Origin of the sequence: Paenimyroides baculatum (genome assembly GCF_008629655.1) — a bacterium.
Lineage (GTDB): Bacteria > Bacteroidota > Bacteroidia > Flavobacteriales > Flavobacteriaceae > Flavobacterium > Flavobacterium baculatum.
Genome location: NZ_VWSG01000005.1, coordinates 145103 through 161216 on the forward strand (window position 1 = coordinate 145103; position 16114 = coordinate 161216).

The 16114-nt window shown below is 34.1% G+C and carries 11 protein-coding genes; 2 read left to right on the forward strand and 9 right to left on the reverse strand.

Annotation, left to right across the window (positions count from 1 at the left end):
- Positions 1-62: 62 nt before the first annotated feature.
- The 5 genes from yidC to F0460_RS08370 form a co-directional block, all read right to left on the reverse strand.
- Positions 63-1943, reverse strand: a complete 1881-nt coding sequence (gene yidC, locus F0460_RS08350) for a membrane protein insertase YidC (RefSeq protein WP_150012160.1) — start codon at positions 1941-1943, stop codon at positions 63-65.
- Positions 1944-2029: 86 nt separating this feature from the next.
- Complete coding sequence (locus F0460_RS08355) at positions 2030-3649, reverse strand: CTP synthase (RefSeq protein ID WP_150012162.1); 1620 nt, start codon at positions 3647-3649, stop codon at positions 2030-2032.
- Between the two features lie 101 nt (positions 3650-3750).
- On the reverse strand, positions 3751-3984 hold the full coding sequence (locus F0460_RS08360; protein WP_397361845.1) for a DUF3820 family protein: 234 nt from the start codon (positions 3982-3984) through the stop codon (positions 3751-3753).
- The gene (locus F0460_RS08365; RefSeq protein ID WP_150012164.1) at positions 3984-4388 is read right to left on the reverse strand and encodes an OsmC family protein; all 405 of its coding nucleotides are present in this window, start codon (positions 4386-4388) and stop codon (positions 3984-3986) included. Before F0460_RS08365 ends, F0460_RS08360 begins: the two co-directional genes overlap by 1 nt.
- Positions 4388-6292, reverse strand: coding sequence for a LysM peptidoglycan-binding domain-containing protein (locus tag F0460_RS08370; RefSeq protein WP_150012166.1), 1905 nt, complete (start codon positions 6290-6292; stop codon positions 4388-4390). The genes F0460_RS08365 and F0460_RS08370 overlap by 1 nt, the downstream gene beginning before the upstream one ends.
- A 156-nt stretch (positions 6293-6448) precedes the next feature.
- Here F0460_RS08370 and F0460_RS08375 point away from each other — a divergent pair, with 156 nt between their 5' ends.
- A complete protein-coding gene (locus tag F0460_RS08375; RefSeq protein WP_150012168.1) occupies positions 6449-7030 on the forward strand; it encodes a pentapeptide repeat-containing protein in 582 nt (193 codons plus the stop codon).
- Here F0460_RS08375 and rlmF read toward each other — a convergent pair.
- Genes rlmF through guaA form a run of 3 tightly spaced genes read right to left on the reverse strand, consistent with a single transcriptional unit; the run spans position 7027 to position 9917 of the window.
- Positions 7027-7905 (reverse strand): 23S rRNA (adenine(1618)-N(6))-methyltransferase RlmF, encoded by an 879-nt coding sequence (gene rlmF, locus F0460_RS08380; RefSeq protein ID WP_150012170.1) that lies wholly within the window; start codon positions 7903-7905, stop codon positions 7027-7029. The genes F0460_RS08375 and rlmF overlap by 4 nt on opposite strands.
- Before the next feature lie 11 nt (positions 7906-7916).
- Entirely contained in the window at positions 7917-8324 is a 408-nt protein-coding gene (locus F0460_RS08385; protein ID WP_150012172.1) for a hypothetical protein, read from the reverse strand.
- A gap of 60 nt (positions 8325-8384) precedes the next feature.
- Positions 8385-9917, reverse strand: coding sequence for a glutamine-hydrolyzing GMP synthase (gene guaA, locus F0460_RS08390; protein ID WP_150012174.1), 1533 nt, complete (start codon positions 9915-9917; stop codon positions 8385-8387).
- A 148-nt stretch (positions 9918-10065) separates the two neighbouring features.
- Here guaA and F0460_RS08395 point away from each other — a divergent pair, with 148 nt between their 5' ends.
- Positions 10066-10833, forward strand: a complete 768-nt coding sequence (locus tag F0460_RS08395; protein WP_150012176.1) for a copper resistance protein NlpE N-terminal domain-containing protein — start codon at positions 10066-10068, stop codon at positions 10831-10833.
- Between the two features lie 32 nt (positions 10834-10865).
- Here F0460_RS08395 and F0460_RS08400 read toward each other — a convergent pair whose 3' ends face one another.
- On the reverse strand, positions 10866-15938 hold the full coding sequence (locus F0460_RS08400; RefSeq protein ID WP_150012178.1) for a DUF4011 domain-containing protein: 5073 nt from the start codon (positions 15936-15938) through the stop codon (positions 10866-10868).
- Positions 15939-16114 lie beyond the last annotated feature (176 nt).

Sequence of the window (16114 nt, forward strand, 5' to 3'; positions counted from 1 at the left end):
CATTACAAGATAAAAAAGCACCCTTTTTCAAGGATGCTTTAAATGTAATTTATTTTATTGAATTACTTTTTATTTTGATTCGCTTTTTGCTGTTGTGCCTGTTCCATTAATTCGTCCATTTTGCGTTGGAATTTAGATTTAGGCTTGTCTTTTGATTTGTTAGTTTCGATAATCACTTTCACTTTGTCTTCTGTAACAATCTTGTTTTTAATCACATACATAATTCCTATGGTAATTAAATTCGATATAAAATAGTACAACGATAAACCTGATGCGTAATTGTTAAAGAAGAACAACATCATGATTGGCGAAATGTAAATCATTACTTTCATGATTTTACCCATATCCGGCATACCTTCTTGTTGCGGAGTCATTGCAGCCTGATCGCCTGTTGTCATTTTCATGTAAAAGAACGTTGCTAAAGCAGCTAAAATTGGGAATAAAGCTACATGGTTTCCATAAAAAGGAATACTAAATGGCAATGTATAGATGCTATCATATGACGATAAATCGTCTGCCCAAAGGAATGCTTTTTGTCTTAAATCGAACGCTGATGGAAAGAAACTGAACAATGCATAGAAAATTGGCAACTGAATCAACATTGGAATACAACCTGCCATTGGATTTACACCGGCTTTGTTGTACAGCTTCATTGTTTCCTGCTGTTTTTTCATTGGATCTTTCGCATACTTTTCATTCAATTCGTTTACTTCCGGACGAATTAATTTCATTTTTGCTTGCGATACATACGATTTGTATTGAACCGGAGACATAATTAAACGTATTACAACTGTGAACAATATAATGGCAATTCCGTGTGGTATAACTTTTATAAGTAATGTAAAAATTGGGATCACAAGCAATTTATTCAACCAACCAAAAATTCCCCAACCTAATGGTACAATCTCGTCTAAATTTTTTTCGTAATCGTTTAAAATGTTATAATCTGTAGGTCCCATATAAAGGTTCATGTTGTACGAAAGTTCGCCACCTTTATATTCTAACGGCATTACTGCCTTGAAATCTTTTAAGAAACCTGCATTCTCATCTTCCTTATCTACCAAATTTTCCTGACTTAAGTTTGCTGTCTTTATAGGAGTTTCGGTTAATAAAACCGATGTGAATAAGTGCTGTTTGAAAGCTACATACGTTAAATCTTTAGCGTCTTCGGTAGTTGTTTTTGCCGGATTTAAATAATCGTCTTTACCGTCTTCGTATTCATAAATAATTTCTGCGTAACGATTTTCGTAAGTGATCGATTTTTCGTTACGTGTAGCTTTTAACTGCCATGTTAATTCTGCAGGTGTTGCCGTGTTAAGAACAGAACTTAAACCAACCGATTTTATGCTTAAATCTAACATATATTTGTTAGGTTTTAATACATAGCGATATTCCAAATAAGTAGTTTCCGATGTTTTCAACTTCATAGAAACCACCGTATTTTCACCTTCTTTTGATTGAGTAGGTTCAAACGACAAATCTTTTGTATTTAACAAACGGTTGTCTTTGGTAGTAAATCTAAGATCTAATTTAGAGTTATTGTTGGCGATGATTTTTACCAAATCTTCGTTTTTGCTCGAAATTCTTTTTTGATCGTTAACGGTAACTTCTTTGATGTATCCGCCTTTATTAGAAAAAACAACAGTAAGCACACCATTGTTTACCGTAATATCTTTAGCACCTGTAACACTTGGTAAAGCCGCGCCGTAAGCAAACGATCCCAACTGATTTCTTAACTGCGCATTTGCAACGGTATCGTTTTGTGCATTTGCAGCCAACTGATCAATCGGAGTTTTAGCAGCCGTTTCGGTTTTAGCTGTTTCTTTTGTTTTATCGTCTTTTTTATCATCAGAAAACATTGTTCCTGACAACATCCAAAACAATAAAACGGTAATTATAGCCATACCTATAAGGCTACTTTTGTCTAATTTTTTTTCTTCCATTCTTGAAAATATTTTTCTTCTTTTAAAACTGAAAAAAAACAAAAAAAGTTCGGTCATTTTTAAAAACAACCAAACATTTTAAAGTTTTACAGGGTATTTATCTTTTTATCTACTGCCGCTTTTACAAACGCAGAAAATAACGGATGCGGATTTGCTACTGTACTTTTATACTCCGGGTGATATTGTGCTGCAACGAAAAACGGATGATTTGGTAATTCAATAATCTCTACCAATTTTGTTTCAGGATTCACGCCCGAAAGCACCATACCTGCATTTTCAAACGCTTCGGTATAATAGTTATTAAACTCATAACGGTGGCGGTGACGTTCGTTAATCAACGTATTTTGGTAAATATCAAACGCTTTTGTACCTTCTTTAATTTCACAGTCCCAACCACCTAAACGCATGGTTCCACCTTTATCGGTAATTGTTTTTTGCTCTTCCATAAACGTAATTACCGGATGCGGTGTGTTATCGTTCATTTCGGTTGAATTCGCGTTTTCGTAACCTAAAACATTACGGGCAAATTCTATAACAGCCATTTGCATTCCCAAACAAATTCCCATAAACGGAATGTTATTTTCACGTGCATAGCGAACCGTTTCTATCTTTCCTTCTATACCTCTTGATCCAAAGCCTGGAGCAACCAAAATACCGTCTAAATTCTTCATTTTATCGGCAACATTTTTAGTTGTCAAATATTCTGAATGAATACTTACCACATTGACTTTAGTGTAGTTAGATGCACCTGCATGAACAAATGATTCAAGTATCGATTTGTATGAATCCTGCAATTCAACATACTTTCCAACCAAACCAATATTGATGGTGTGTTTAGGATTTTTTAATCGGTGTAAGAAATCGTTCCATTTGGTTAAATCCGGTAATCCTTTTTCAGGAAGATCCAATTTTTTCAATGCGACAATATCCAAACCTTCATCTAACATATTGTTTGGAACTTCGTAAATTGTTGAAGCATCGATTGACTGAATAACCGATTCTTCTGAAACATTACAGAAAGCTGCCAGTTTACGTTTAATGTCTGATGATATTTCGTGCTCTGTTCTGCAAACCAAAATATCAGCCTTAATACCGCTTTCCATCAACGTTTTAACAGAGTGCTGTGTCGGTTTTGTTTTTAATTCACCGGCAGCTGCCAAGTAAGGCACCAATGTTAAGTGAACCACAATGGCATTTTTATCGCCTAAATCCCACACCAACTGACGTACAGATTCAATATAAGGTAACGATTCGATATCGCCCACAGTTCCGCCAATTTCGGTAATTACGATATCGTAATCGCCCGATTTGCCCAACAACTGCATGCGTTCTTTAATTTCGTTTGTGATGTGCGGAACAACCTGAACCGTTTTACCTAAAAACTCGCCACGACGTTCTTTTTCGATAACCGATAAATAAACGCGACCAGTTGTTACGTTGTTCGCCTGCGAAGTAGGAACATTCAAAAAACGCTCGTAATGACCCAAGTCCAAATCGGTTTCGGCACCATCGTTTGTCACGAAACATTCGCCATGTTCGTACGGATTTAAAGTTCCAGGATCCACATTAATATACGGATCGAACTTTTGAATAGTTGTTCTGTAACCTCTAGCCTGTAATAATTTTGCTAAAGATGCTGCTATAATTCCTTTTCCAAGTGATGATGTTACACCGCCCGTAACGAAAATATATTTACATTGTTTCATTTGTAAGGTATGTTGTGTGTTGTGTTGTTCTATATTAAACTTGGCAAAATTACAACTATAATTCGGGTTTTGAAAGTTTTACTATTAACAATTATTCTTGCTTACGGCTTTGGATATTTGTTCTTGATATTTCGTATTAAAACTTCTAAACCATTCAGCTTTATTTCGTACATCATTGCCAGTTGTTTACCCAATTTACCTGACGGAAAACCTTTGTTTCTATACCAAACGTAATAAGGTTCGGGTATATCAACCAAAAAACGCCCCTGGTATTTACCAAAGGGCATTTTTGTATGTGCTAATTCTAATAATTCTTTGTTTTGATCTTCCAATATTATCTCCAATTAAAACTAACAGTTTTCTTGACATCAGGATGAAGACTTAAAAACACCGGACAAGTCATAGCAGATCGTTCTAAAATGATTCGTGATTTTTCATCATCAACACCCTGCATATCCAATACTACAACAATTTCACTGATCATTCTTGGTTCAGTCTGCATAATTTTGGTAACATCAGCGGTAGATCCATCAATATTAACGTTCATTGCGTTTGCTTTGATTCCCATAATACTCAACATACAGGTTGCTAGTGAATTTGCAACCATATCGGTTGGTGAAAATGCTTCTCCTTTACCGTGATTATCAGTTGGTCCGTCGGTTAAAATCACGGTTCCCGACTGTAAATGTGTCGATTCTGTTCTTATATCGCCTTTATAAACTACTTTGCTTGTGCTCATTATTTTGCTTCTTTAATGGTTAAATCTTTATCGTAATACAAAATGTAAACCGCGTTGTTGTAAACGCCTCCATTTTCATTTATGTAGGCAAATTTATTTTCTACCTGTTGCGAACCATAATCGAAAATATTAGAATCTTCGTCAGATTCAAACATTCTGGTAATAATATCGTGTGTAACATCGTAACCACGCGTTGCAAATCTGCTTGGATTTTTGCCGTAAACAGCTTTATATTCTTTTACAAATTTTTCCTTTTTATTGCCTGATGCATCATTTGTTACAGATGGAAACGTATATTTCAATGCAATTAGATCGTTCATTTCTACATCAGACGATTCTAAAACATCTAATTTTTCCAACGATACCAACTGAATTTTAAATTCTTTCTGTAACGATTTCAAGGTATTGATTAATTCTACCGTTGTTGTCAGCGAAGTGGCATCGTAAACTATGTAATTGGTTTCGGTTTCTGATAACAAATTCTTTAAAACCGTCGGACTTACTTTTTCGTCTGTTGTAACACTCAACGTTGTTATTGCAGGATAATTGGCGCTGAAATATTGACTTGATGTTTTCTTGCCATCGGTAATCGCAACCACTCGTTCTTGTTTTGAAATAACGTATTCTAACATTTCCTTCTTAACAATTTCGGTATTCGGCATGGTATGAACCTGACGTGGAAACGGTTTCCCTTTTTCGGTTGATAATGGTGATACGATAATGGTTTGCTGATTTTTAAAAGCTTCGGAAACCGCATCTACGTTCTTCTGAAAAAACGGTCCAATAATCACATCGGCTGCAGAAAAATCGAAATCGCCTTTTAACGTATTTACATCTAAAGCACGGTTTGTTTCTTTAGAATCTACAAATTTTATGTTTAAATTGTAGTTTTTCTCCTTTAACACATCAATTGCCATTTTGGCTCCCGAATAAAAATCCAACGTCATATTTAAAAAGACATCTTCTTTTATACTTTGATTGATCGATGGATTATTAAAATTATTATTCGAAACATTAAACGGTAGTAATAGTACCAAATCTCTCGTAGATCCATCGTTTGGCAATGACAAATCAATTCCTTTTTTAACTGGAGTTGATGTATTTTCAACCGGTTTTGGAGTAGAATTATCGTTAAACGGAACTTTCTCGTAAGAATATCCTACAATTAACGTCGATCCATCTTTTAAACCATTTTTTAAATCCGGATTCCATTCCATTAACTGTTCCTGCGAAATATTGTTTGTTTTTGCAATATTGTAAATGGTCTGCTTTGGTTGAACAACAATTGTTTTGGCTTTTGTTTTTTTAGATGTATCAGCAATATCCTTCTTAATTTCTCCACTCACAGGAATATTGATCGGCTGCCCTACCTTCAAACCGTTTTCTAACAAGCCCATATTCAATTCATATAAAACAGAAACTGTAGTATTATTTTTAACCGCAATACCATAAATTGTTTCGCCTTTTTCAACAATAACCGTAGTACTTGCAAGATTTTTTGCTGGTTGATTATTGTTTGGAACCGTTGTGGTATTTTTTGATGTAGTCTCTGCTAAATTTAAAAACTGACCAATTTTTAAACCATTTTCTTTTAATCCCGGATTTAAATCGTATAGCTTTTCAATGGCAATATTGTACTGCTTTGAAATTCCGTAAACCGTTTCTTTTGCCTGAACCTGATGTTGCACAGACGATGTGGTTGGTATCTTAATAATCTGGTTTTCACTAACACCGTCAACAGCTTCAGGGTTCAGTAAAAACAACACATTATTTGTAGTGTTATATTTTTTTGCAATCTGCGTAATGGTTTCGCCTTTTGCTACGGTATGTGTTTTTGTAGCAGTTTGCGCAAACGAAACAGTTGCACAAAATAAAGTCGATAGTGTAAAAAATAATCTTTTCATAGTAACAAATATAAAAACAAAATCGTTGCATTTTTATGTCGTTTTGATTTTATTATGATATACTTTTTAAATTGAAATATGCTTGTGAATTGTGGTTTTATTTCGGATATTTAAAGATTGAAATTTTAGCTCTAACAAACAAATCATCCTTTAACAATGGAAAACAAAACGATCTATCACGAAAATAAAGAGTTTAAAAGTATTGATTATTCCGAGAAAACTTTGCGCGATAGAGAGTTTGCAAAATGTACGTTTATAAGCTGTAATTTTACCAACAGCGATTTACGCGACAATAATTTTGATGATTGTGTGTTTGAAAACTGCAATTTTTCCATGACTTTGATTGGGAATGTAGGTTTAAGCAACGTTGTTTTCAGTAACTGTAAAATTTTGGGTGTCGATTTTTCTAAATGCAGCAAATTTATGTTTTCGTTTAATTTTGATAACTGCATGCTTGATTACAGCATTTTCTTTGGATCGAAATTAAAAGGAACATCTTTTGTAAAATGTTCTTTGAGGGAAGTCGATTTTTCTGAAAGCAATTTAACTTCTGCTAATTTTCAGGATGCCGATTTAACTGGAACACGATTTTCGAACACTGTTTTAGAAAAAACCGATTTTAGAAATGCTAGAAACTTCTCGATTGATCCCGAATTCAACAAAATGAAAAATGCTAAATTTTCTGCACATCAGTTAGACGGCTTGTTACATAAATATAAGTTGGATATTGAGAATTAAAACCTCCAAGCCAAAATTCGACTCTTTTTGTTGCCTTGCGCCATATCAATAACTTTGATTTCTTTAGCTGATTTTTTTAATTCGATCTGTAATGGTTTCAGATTATCTTCGTTCGATATTAAACTTGTAAACCAACCAACTTGCGTTTTAAACAGAACACTTTCTTTAATGTAGTTCAACACAAACGATAATTCGCCACCATTGAACCACAATTCATTGCTTTCGCCTGAAAAATTATTAATTAGTTTTGGAGTTTTCCGTTTATCCAACCCTTTTAACTTGCGAATGGTTTGTGCTTCGGCTTCTTTCTTCGATTTAAAAAACGGCGGATTACACATCACTGCATCAAAATAATCATCCTTAATAATAATGCCCGAAAGTATCTGTTTTTTATCAGGTTGAAGTCGTAACGTGATTTTTGAAGATAAATGCGGATTTTTATCAATAATTTCCTGCGCAATTTCTATTGATTTTGGTTCGATATCGGTTGCAGCAAAGTTCCAATTATAAACCGAACTTCCAATTAACGGATATACCAAACTTGCGCCCGTTCCAATATCTAAAACAGTATTTTTATCAGAATCATCAACCTTTAATAAATCGGCTAGATAATGAACATAATCCGCACGACCCGGAATTGGGGGAATAAGATTTTGATTGGGAATATCCCAAAAATCCAAACTATAAAAATGCAATAACAAAGCTTTGTTCAACAGATACACCGCCTTTGGATCAGCAAACTGAACCGTATCAACTCCCTCACGATTTTTTACAATAAACTGCTTTAATTCGGGAACTTTTAAAATCAATTCCTGAAAATTATACGGTTTGTTGTGAAAACTACGAGGGTGTAATTTATCTTTTGAATTATTCATTTAATTGAGAATTATATCTTTCTATTTAAAACAGAGAATATCAAGTTAATCGTCGGAATTAAAATACAACCTAAAAAAGCAATAAAAATACCGATATTAAACCACTTTAAATTATCATAATTACTTTCAAAATTCAGAAGAAATATTAAAATCGAAAGAAAAATAACTACGAACAAAAAATGCAGTTTTATTAATAATGAATAAAGTTTCAATTTCATCTTCTCAATGATCAAATACAATATTCCTTGACAAAAAATAAATATTGAAGCTATTAATGTTAGATTTAAATTTGCTGTGATAATAAAACTATCACCAGAGTTAATATCAAAAGATGAATAATATTCACTTTTAAAAATCACAGAAATTAAAAAGTAAACAATTGCAGTTATTATAAAAATATAAGATGCTTTAATTGACATTTGAACTAATTTTAAATACAAATAAAAAACAAAACCGTTGCTTTCACAACGGTTTTAATATTATTCCCACTCAATTGTTGCTGGTGGTTTAGAGCTGATATCGTAAGCAACGCGGTTAATTCCTTTTACCTCGTTTATGATTCGGTTCGAAACCAATTCCAAAAACTCGTAAGGTAATTTACTCCAAGTTGCCGTCATAAAATCAATAGTATTTGCAGAACGCACAACCGCCGTATATTCGTACGTACGCTCATCGCCCATTACACCTACCGATTTTACCGGTAACAATACTACGAACGCCTGTGAAACTTCGTCGTACAAATTATGATTGTAAAGCTCATCGATAAAAATCTGATCAGCTTCTTGTAAAATTCTAACTTTTTCTTCGTCAACTTCACCTAAAACACGAATTCCTAATCCTGGTCCCGGGAACGGATGACGGTAAACCAACTCGCGAGGAATTCCTAACTCCACACCCACTTTACGAACTTCGTCTTTAAACAATTCACGTAACGGTTCCAACAACTGCAATTTCATGTGTTCTGGTAATCCGCCCACATTGTGATGCGATTTTATAGTTGCCGATGGTCCTTTTACCGACTGTGATTCAATAACATCAGGGTAAATTGTTCCTTGAGCCAAGAACGAAGCATCTCCGAATTTTTGAGATTCTTCATCGAAAACAGCTACGAAATCACGACCAATTGCCTTACGTTTAGCTTCAGGCTCATCAATTCCTTTCAAACTGTTCAAAAAGCGTTCAGAAGCATCGACCATTTTAATATTCATGTGGAAGTGCTTGCCGTAATTATCCATTACTTTTTTGCCTTCGTCTTTACGCAATAAACCTGTATCAACAAAAATACACGTTAACTGATCGCCAATGGCACGGTGGATTAAAACCGCAGCAACCGAAGAATCAACGCCGCCAGAAAGTCCTAAAATAACTTTTTTGTCGCCAACAACTTCTTTAATTCTTTGTATCTCGGTTTCGATAAAATCTTTTAAAACCCAGTTTTTCTCTGCCCTACAAATATCAAAAACAAAGTTTTCCAACATTTTAGATCCAAATTCAGAATGTGTTACTTCCGGGTGAAACTGAACTGCAAAAATATTTCTGCTCTCGTTTGCCATTGCAGCAATATCGATGTTCGATTTTCCTGAAACAACAAAACCTTCCGGCGCTTTCATTACTTCATCAAAATGGCTCATCCAAACAGTAGATTTTTCTGGAACGCCGTTAAACAAACTGTTTTGAGCCAAAACGGTTAAATCAGATTTTCCGTATTCGCCTTTCACTCCTTTTTTAACTTCACCACCTAAAAGATGTGAAATTAACTGCATACCGTAACAAATTCCTAAAACAGGCACGCCCATTTCAAACAGTTCTTTATCAACCAAGGCAGCTTCATCTCCAAAAACCGAAGAAGGTCCGCCCGATAAAATAATTCCTGTAGGATTGTGTTTTTTAATTTTGGCAATTGGAGTATTGAAGGGAATAATTTCGGTGTAAACTCCAAATTCTCGAATTCGGCGAGCAATTAACTGATTGTATTGCGAGCCAAAATCTAAAATAATAATACCTTGTGTCATTGTGTTGTGTATCTTTATGCAAAAATAAGCTAAATCTTGCATTTTTAAAATATATCCTCGGTTTTTTAGACTATTTTTTTTTTGATTTGCTAATAATTGGAACTATTTTTGTTAAGTACATGATAAATTCAATTAAAAACAAACAGCTATGAGATGGGTTATTAAAACGTTACAAGTGCTAATTATTATGCTTTTTTTTACAGCTTGTAAAAAAGATAATAATGCAGTTGTTGTGATAGAACAACCACTTTTAGACACTATTTTCTGCAATACTTTTGAAGGAATTATTCCTTGTCCCGATTGTCCCGGTATTGAAAGTTCGATTAGAATTTATAAGGACAGTACCATTTCTCGAACCGTTTATTATCAGGATAAAAACGAACTTCCAACAACGAAAGTTGGAACATGGAAGTTGAAAGACAGTGTTTTTACAGCTACTTTTGACCGTGAAAAATTATTTTTCAGAATAAAAGATTACAATAAAATTTTGCGTGTAGGCAGTGATTTAAAAGAAGTTAAAGGCGAATTTGCAGATGATTATATTTTGCATAAGAAAACCAAATTTAAACACCAGACAATTGAAGGAACTTACACTGTTGGCGACACGATTAATTTATACAATAAATTAAAAATCAAATATTTAAAAAACGAGAAGTATAATTTAGAATTCACTTTTTACAACAAGTTAGATTCTTTAACAAACTGTAAAACAAACTTAAACGCTAATTTAGATAAAGGAAATCAGCTGAATGCACCTTTAAACAATGATGGAAATTTAAGAATTATTTTCACCAAAAAAGAAGCGCATGTGTTGTATGAAAACATTCAGAAAGATTCGGTAAAGTTTAAATGTAACGATAGTTTGCGATCTATTCCTTTTCAAGGATCGTATAAAAAGACAAAAAGTGCTTTGTAATAAAGTGCTTTTTTATTTGGAAAATTAAGTAACTAATCTGCTTTTTTAGTTTTGATTTTCTGTTTAATTTCCGCTACAATTTTATCCTTATTCTTAATCCAGTCTAAAGTCCAAATTCGGTGGATATTCCAACCTAAACCATTTAAAACACTCGGGATTAACAATTCGCGGTCGTTGGTAGTTTGTGTTTGTACATAATTTTCGCCATCGACCAAAATACCCAAAACGTACTGATCTTTATTTTGCGGATCAACAATTCCAATATCTAATCGGTAAGCCGATGTACCAATATTTGTTTTTACTTCTAATCCATTTTCATTCAAATATTTGGAAATACTTTCAATTAAATTCTGCTTTTGAACATTGTTTGCTGAATTGAAATTGGTTGGTAACAAACCTTTTTGTGCAAAATTTAAAAAGCCTTTTAATCCTTTTACACCTTCGGCCTGTGTTCGATTCAAGTCGATCTGATCAGCTTTTAAAGACGAAAAAACTTTCATTTCATAACGCGCACGTGTAACGGCAACATTCAATCTTCGCCAGCCTCCTTCCCTATTCAAAGGACCAAAATTCATTGATAATTTACCATCTTCATCTGCTCCATATCCAATAGAAAATAAAATAATGTCACGTTCGTCACCCTGAACATTCTCAAGGTTCTTAATAAAAATAGGTTCTTCTGCCTGCAATGCTTTTTCTTCTAAAGACGTATTTTCCTGATAAAGTTTCTGAAGTAGATCTTCAATTAAAACCTGCTGTGTCTGACTAAAAGTAACCACACCAACCGATTCTTTTTTACCCGATTGCAAATGATTTTTTATACACAAAACAATCGCCTCAGCTTCTTGCTTGTTGGTTCGCGTGTTGCCTTTATCGTAATGTCCGGCAATGTATTCAAACGTAACTTTTTTGTCTAAATCGTCGGCAGACGGAAAAGTAAGCAGTTTATTCTCGTAGAAATTGGCATTGCTAAAAGCAATTAAACTTTCGTGTTTACTGCGGTAATGACGCAACAAATATTTAGATGGAATGGAAATTGCCAAAGTATCGTCTAAAATACTTTCCAAATCTTCTAATTCCATGTTATCCTCATCAATTTTAGTCGATGCAAAAAAACTTGTCGGTGGCATCTGTTTCGGATCTCCAACAATAATTGCCTGTTTTGCACGCGCTAATGCACTAATGGCTTCTGATGTTGGCAATTGCGAAGCTTCATCGAAAATAACTAGATCAAAATGGTTGGTATCTACATCAAAATACTGAGCCACGGAAATCGGACTCATTAACATACACGGTTTTAAACGCGGAAGCAACGTTGGAATCTGGTCGAAAAGTTTACGGATGGATACACCGCGCGATTTATTGCGGATTGCCTTTTGTAAAATTCCAATTTCTGAACTTGAAACCGCTTCCTGTGTTAAATTCGGAATATTATTGCTTAATTGAAACTGCAACTGATTCTTTGTAATTTCGGTAAATTCCTGATACGTTTTTTTGTATTGATCAATCAACGCTTCGTAAACATTCGCGTCAAACGTGTTTAAAATCGCAGAAGAATTTAAAGTTTGCACAAACAAATTCAAATGAATCAAATCTTCGAACTGTTTTGACAAACGGTCTTTTTGGATCTTGTTTTGCTCTAATAAATCAATAAACCACTTCAAATTTAAATCGACCGCTTTTTGTTTGTAATGGTTGTACGTGATCCAATCTTCCAGCAAATGCAGATTATTTTTCACAGTTGATACCATGGTACTGTCTGCATTTTCATTCAAGTAAAACTGAATATCTTTATGAGTTTTTTGGTACGATTTTAATTGTTGAACAGCATCATTAATTCCTGCTTTTAAGAACGAATTATCAAAATAATGCTTCAACCACGATTGAAAATCTGTTAGATTTAAACTTTCTGCGGTTTGCTTTAAATGACCTAACTGCTTAATGTGTTGCTGTAATAAACTAACATCAAAGCGTTGATTTTTAAGATATTGATTTATTGTACTGTAAACACTTTGATATTGCAGTTCGTTCAGATTTCGTTTTAATGAACTACAAGAAGATAAATCACTAAAGATGTTATCAATCTGAAAAGCATCACTTATTTTTTGTTTTGAAAATCCGTTTAAAAACTGTTTTACTTTTCGCTGTTTTAACCACTTCGGCAAAAACCAGGTGTGTTTTGACTGATTCCAGATTTGTTCGAATTCTGAAGTATTTACAGTTAAAATATTTGGATTGAAGTTTAAAACAATTTGATCTTCTTTTGCCTGAAATTGCGTTTGCAGTTCCAACCAATTATTCAGAACATTTAATTGCGAAGCATTAAAAAACACATCAACAACAGATTGATCTGTATTGAAATTCTGTAAATTATCCAACAATTCAATAATGCCTGCAACCTGATGATTGTAAGGTTCTTTAAACGGAAAATTATAATCGGAATTTAATTTATCAACTTCCTGCGTACTTTTTTCAAATTCTGAAATAGCATCTTGAATGTTATTTTTATGAGAAAAGTTCTGTTCTTGCAAGGAGATAAATCGCAACGGATGTTTTGAAGGATGATCGCTCATTTTAGCAGTTAAACCTTCCATCTGAATACTCCAATCTTTCCAATTGTTCCAGGTAGAAGCATCAATCAGCAATAAATTTTCTTTTAAAATTAATTCCTGATTAACTACAACTTCATTAATATCCAAATACGAAATGGTATCGTACAAAGTCCAACCAATTGTTAACGGTTTATGCAGCAGATTAATGTATTGACTTAATTCGGTTTTTCGCTGATCGATTCTGTTAGCTTCTTCGTTAAAATTAATCTGATTGGTATCTTTCGGCACTGCTAAAGATTGCGCCAACTGTACCAAAACATCGCTTTTTTTAGATTTGTTAGAATGCAGTTCCAAACAAAAAGCACCTAAACCAATTTTATCTAAACGCGTGTGCACCACATCTAACGCCGCTTTTTTTGCAGCAACAAAGAGTACTTTTTTATTATTTGCCAATGCATCGGCAATAATGTTTGTTATGGTTTGCGATTTTCCTGTTCCCGGCGGTCCGTGCAGCACAAAACTTTTATTAGCATTGGCATTTAAAACGGCTTCTAACTGTGAATGATCTGTAGCAATGGGCAATGTTAACCAGTTTGCCGGCAGCGTTTCCAGATCGATATTTAATGTATCTGTATTTAAACTTTCGTGTAATTTTCCATCGATCAAACTCTTAACAATCGGACTTTTTTGAATTTCTTCTGAAAACTTAGAAATATCCTGCCATAAAATAAGTTTATTGAATGAAAAAGTGCCTAAAACAGTTTGCTCTAAAATATCCCAACCTTTTAAATTTAAAATTTCTTTTCTAAAAAGCGTCAGAACTTTTTTAACATCAACACCGGCATCGTCCATCGGTAAATTTTCCAATCCCGACAAATCCAACTGATATTCCTGTCTTAAATATTCCAGCAACGTAATGTTAATCATGGTTTCTTCTTCACGACTTCGCAAAGTAAAAGCAGCATTGACCGATTTTCGGCTTAATTCAACCGGAATCAGCAGCAGCGGAGCCAAACGTGGAATGTCTTTGTTTTTTGGTTCGATCCATTTTAACAGACCAACACCCAAATAAAGCGTACTTTTTCCGTTTTCTTCTTCGGCAAGTTTGGCGTTTCTAAACAAATGCGTTAAAACAGCATCGAGTTCTATTTGGTGGTAATGTGTATATAAACGGTTGTATTTGAATTCTGAATCGGCGAATTGGTACAACGGGTCGCTTTCGTGCAACGGTTCTGCATAAAAATTGTATTTACCTGCAATTGGTTGACTGTTGTTGGGTTGAAGCGTAAACGATTTGCCGTTTGCCAAGTGATCTTCCAGCAGATTTATGTTTAAATCTACCAGTTGTAACATGCTTTTTGTAAAGCGAATGTTTAGCAAATTATTGCGCAACGACAAATCTAAAAGCTTGCGTTCCCAAATTTTTTGTTTGGTCAGATTTTGTGATTCGCCTAAATCGAGATCGTCGTAAATTGCACCGATTTCGAATTTTTTATCAATTTTATGAGAGGTTATGTTCGATTTTATATCATCGTTCGATACTTCTTCTGCCACATAAACAGGCAACGGACGAATAACTTTTGAGCGTGCATTCTTGATATCGATTGCCATTGAGAAATTGTGAATCTGCAACATTTGTGCTTCGGCTGAAACCATCGCATCTTTAAATTTCAACTGATTTCCCTTGCACAAACTGGTAGCTTCAATAAGGGCAATTTCCTTGATTCCAAGGGCAATACGTTTGGTTAACGCAGTAGCATCGTAAGTAACCGTATCGTTAAAACGCTGATCGTCTAACCAAACACCAACGAATGCGTGCCCGCGCGTAATTACCAGAATCGGGTTTAAACTAACAGCTTCTAAACACGCCGCAAAAAGCAGGGAAATATCAATACAGTTCCCAAATTTTGTATCTAAAACCTGATCACTCAACCGAATTCGTTGTCCTTCTGTTTCAAAACTTGCCGGCATGGCGCTGTAAACCAACTGTAAATTCACAATTGCCTGATACAAAGCCGAAACCATTTGTAACACGCGTTCTTTATTTTGTGACTGATATCCTTCAAAAGAAGCCGTCAATTTATTTTTTTCGAGAATTGTAACCGCATCTGATTTTATCTGATAGATCAACGGATGATTCGCTAAAACATAGCTTGCCAAAAGTTCGGGATGTGTGTTCAATCCACCAAAATAATCGACAGGAAGAACAGGTAAATCGAATGTTGTTTGAAAAACCAATTCATTATTACTGAATATTTTAAACGAAATAACATCGATATCGCGCTCAACCAACTGTTTTAAAAACGATAAATTATAGTTGAATTTTATATTTTGTAAGGAATGATTTTCAACGGTCATTAGGTCTTGATGCTCTTCAAACTGATCGAACAAACCTAATTGCGAAGCTATTTCAATTCGAACGTTTTCTAAAGATTTCCCCTCTAACTGCCAAACAACACTTTCTAAAAACGAATAGTTGTTTACGCAAAAGCTATAATTAAAATACGGTTGTTTATTTATATTGATAAGTTTGATTGCTGATAATTCGCCCATGTTTTTTTGGAATATTAATAGCTATAAATATAAAAAAAGTTTTTAACAATTGTTGCAGACATTTTTTGTGGTTTGATCTGTAAAATACAGTTGTTATTTAGTAACTTACAAATAAAAATGAAAATTAAATTCCTTTTCATCTCAACTTTGATTTTCACAACAATAAGTTGCAATAA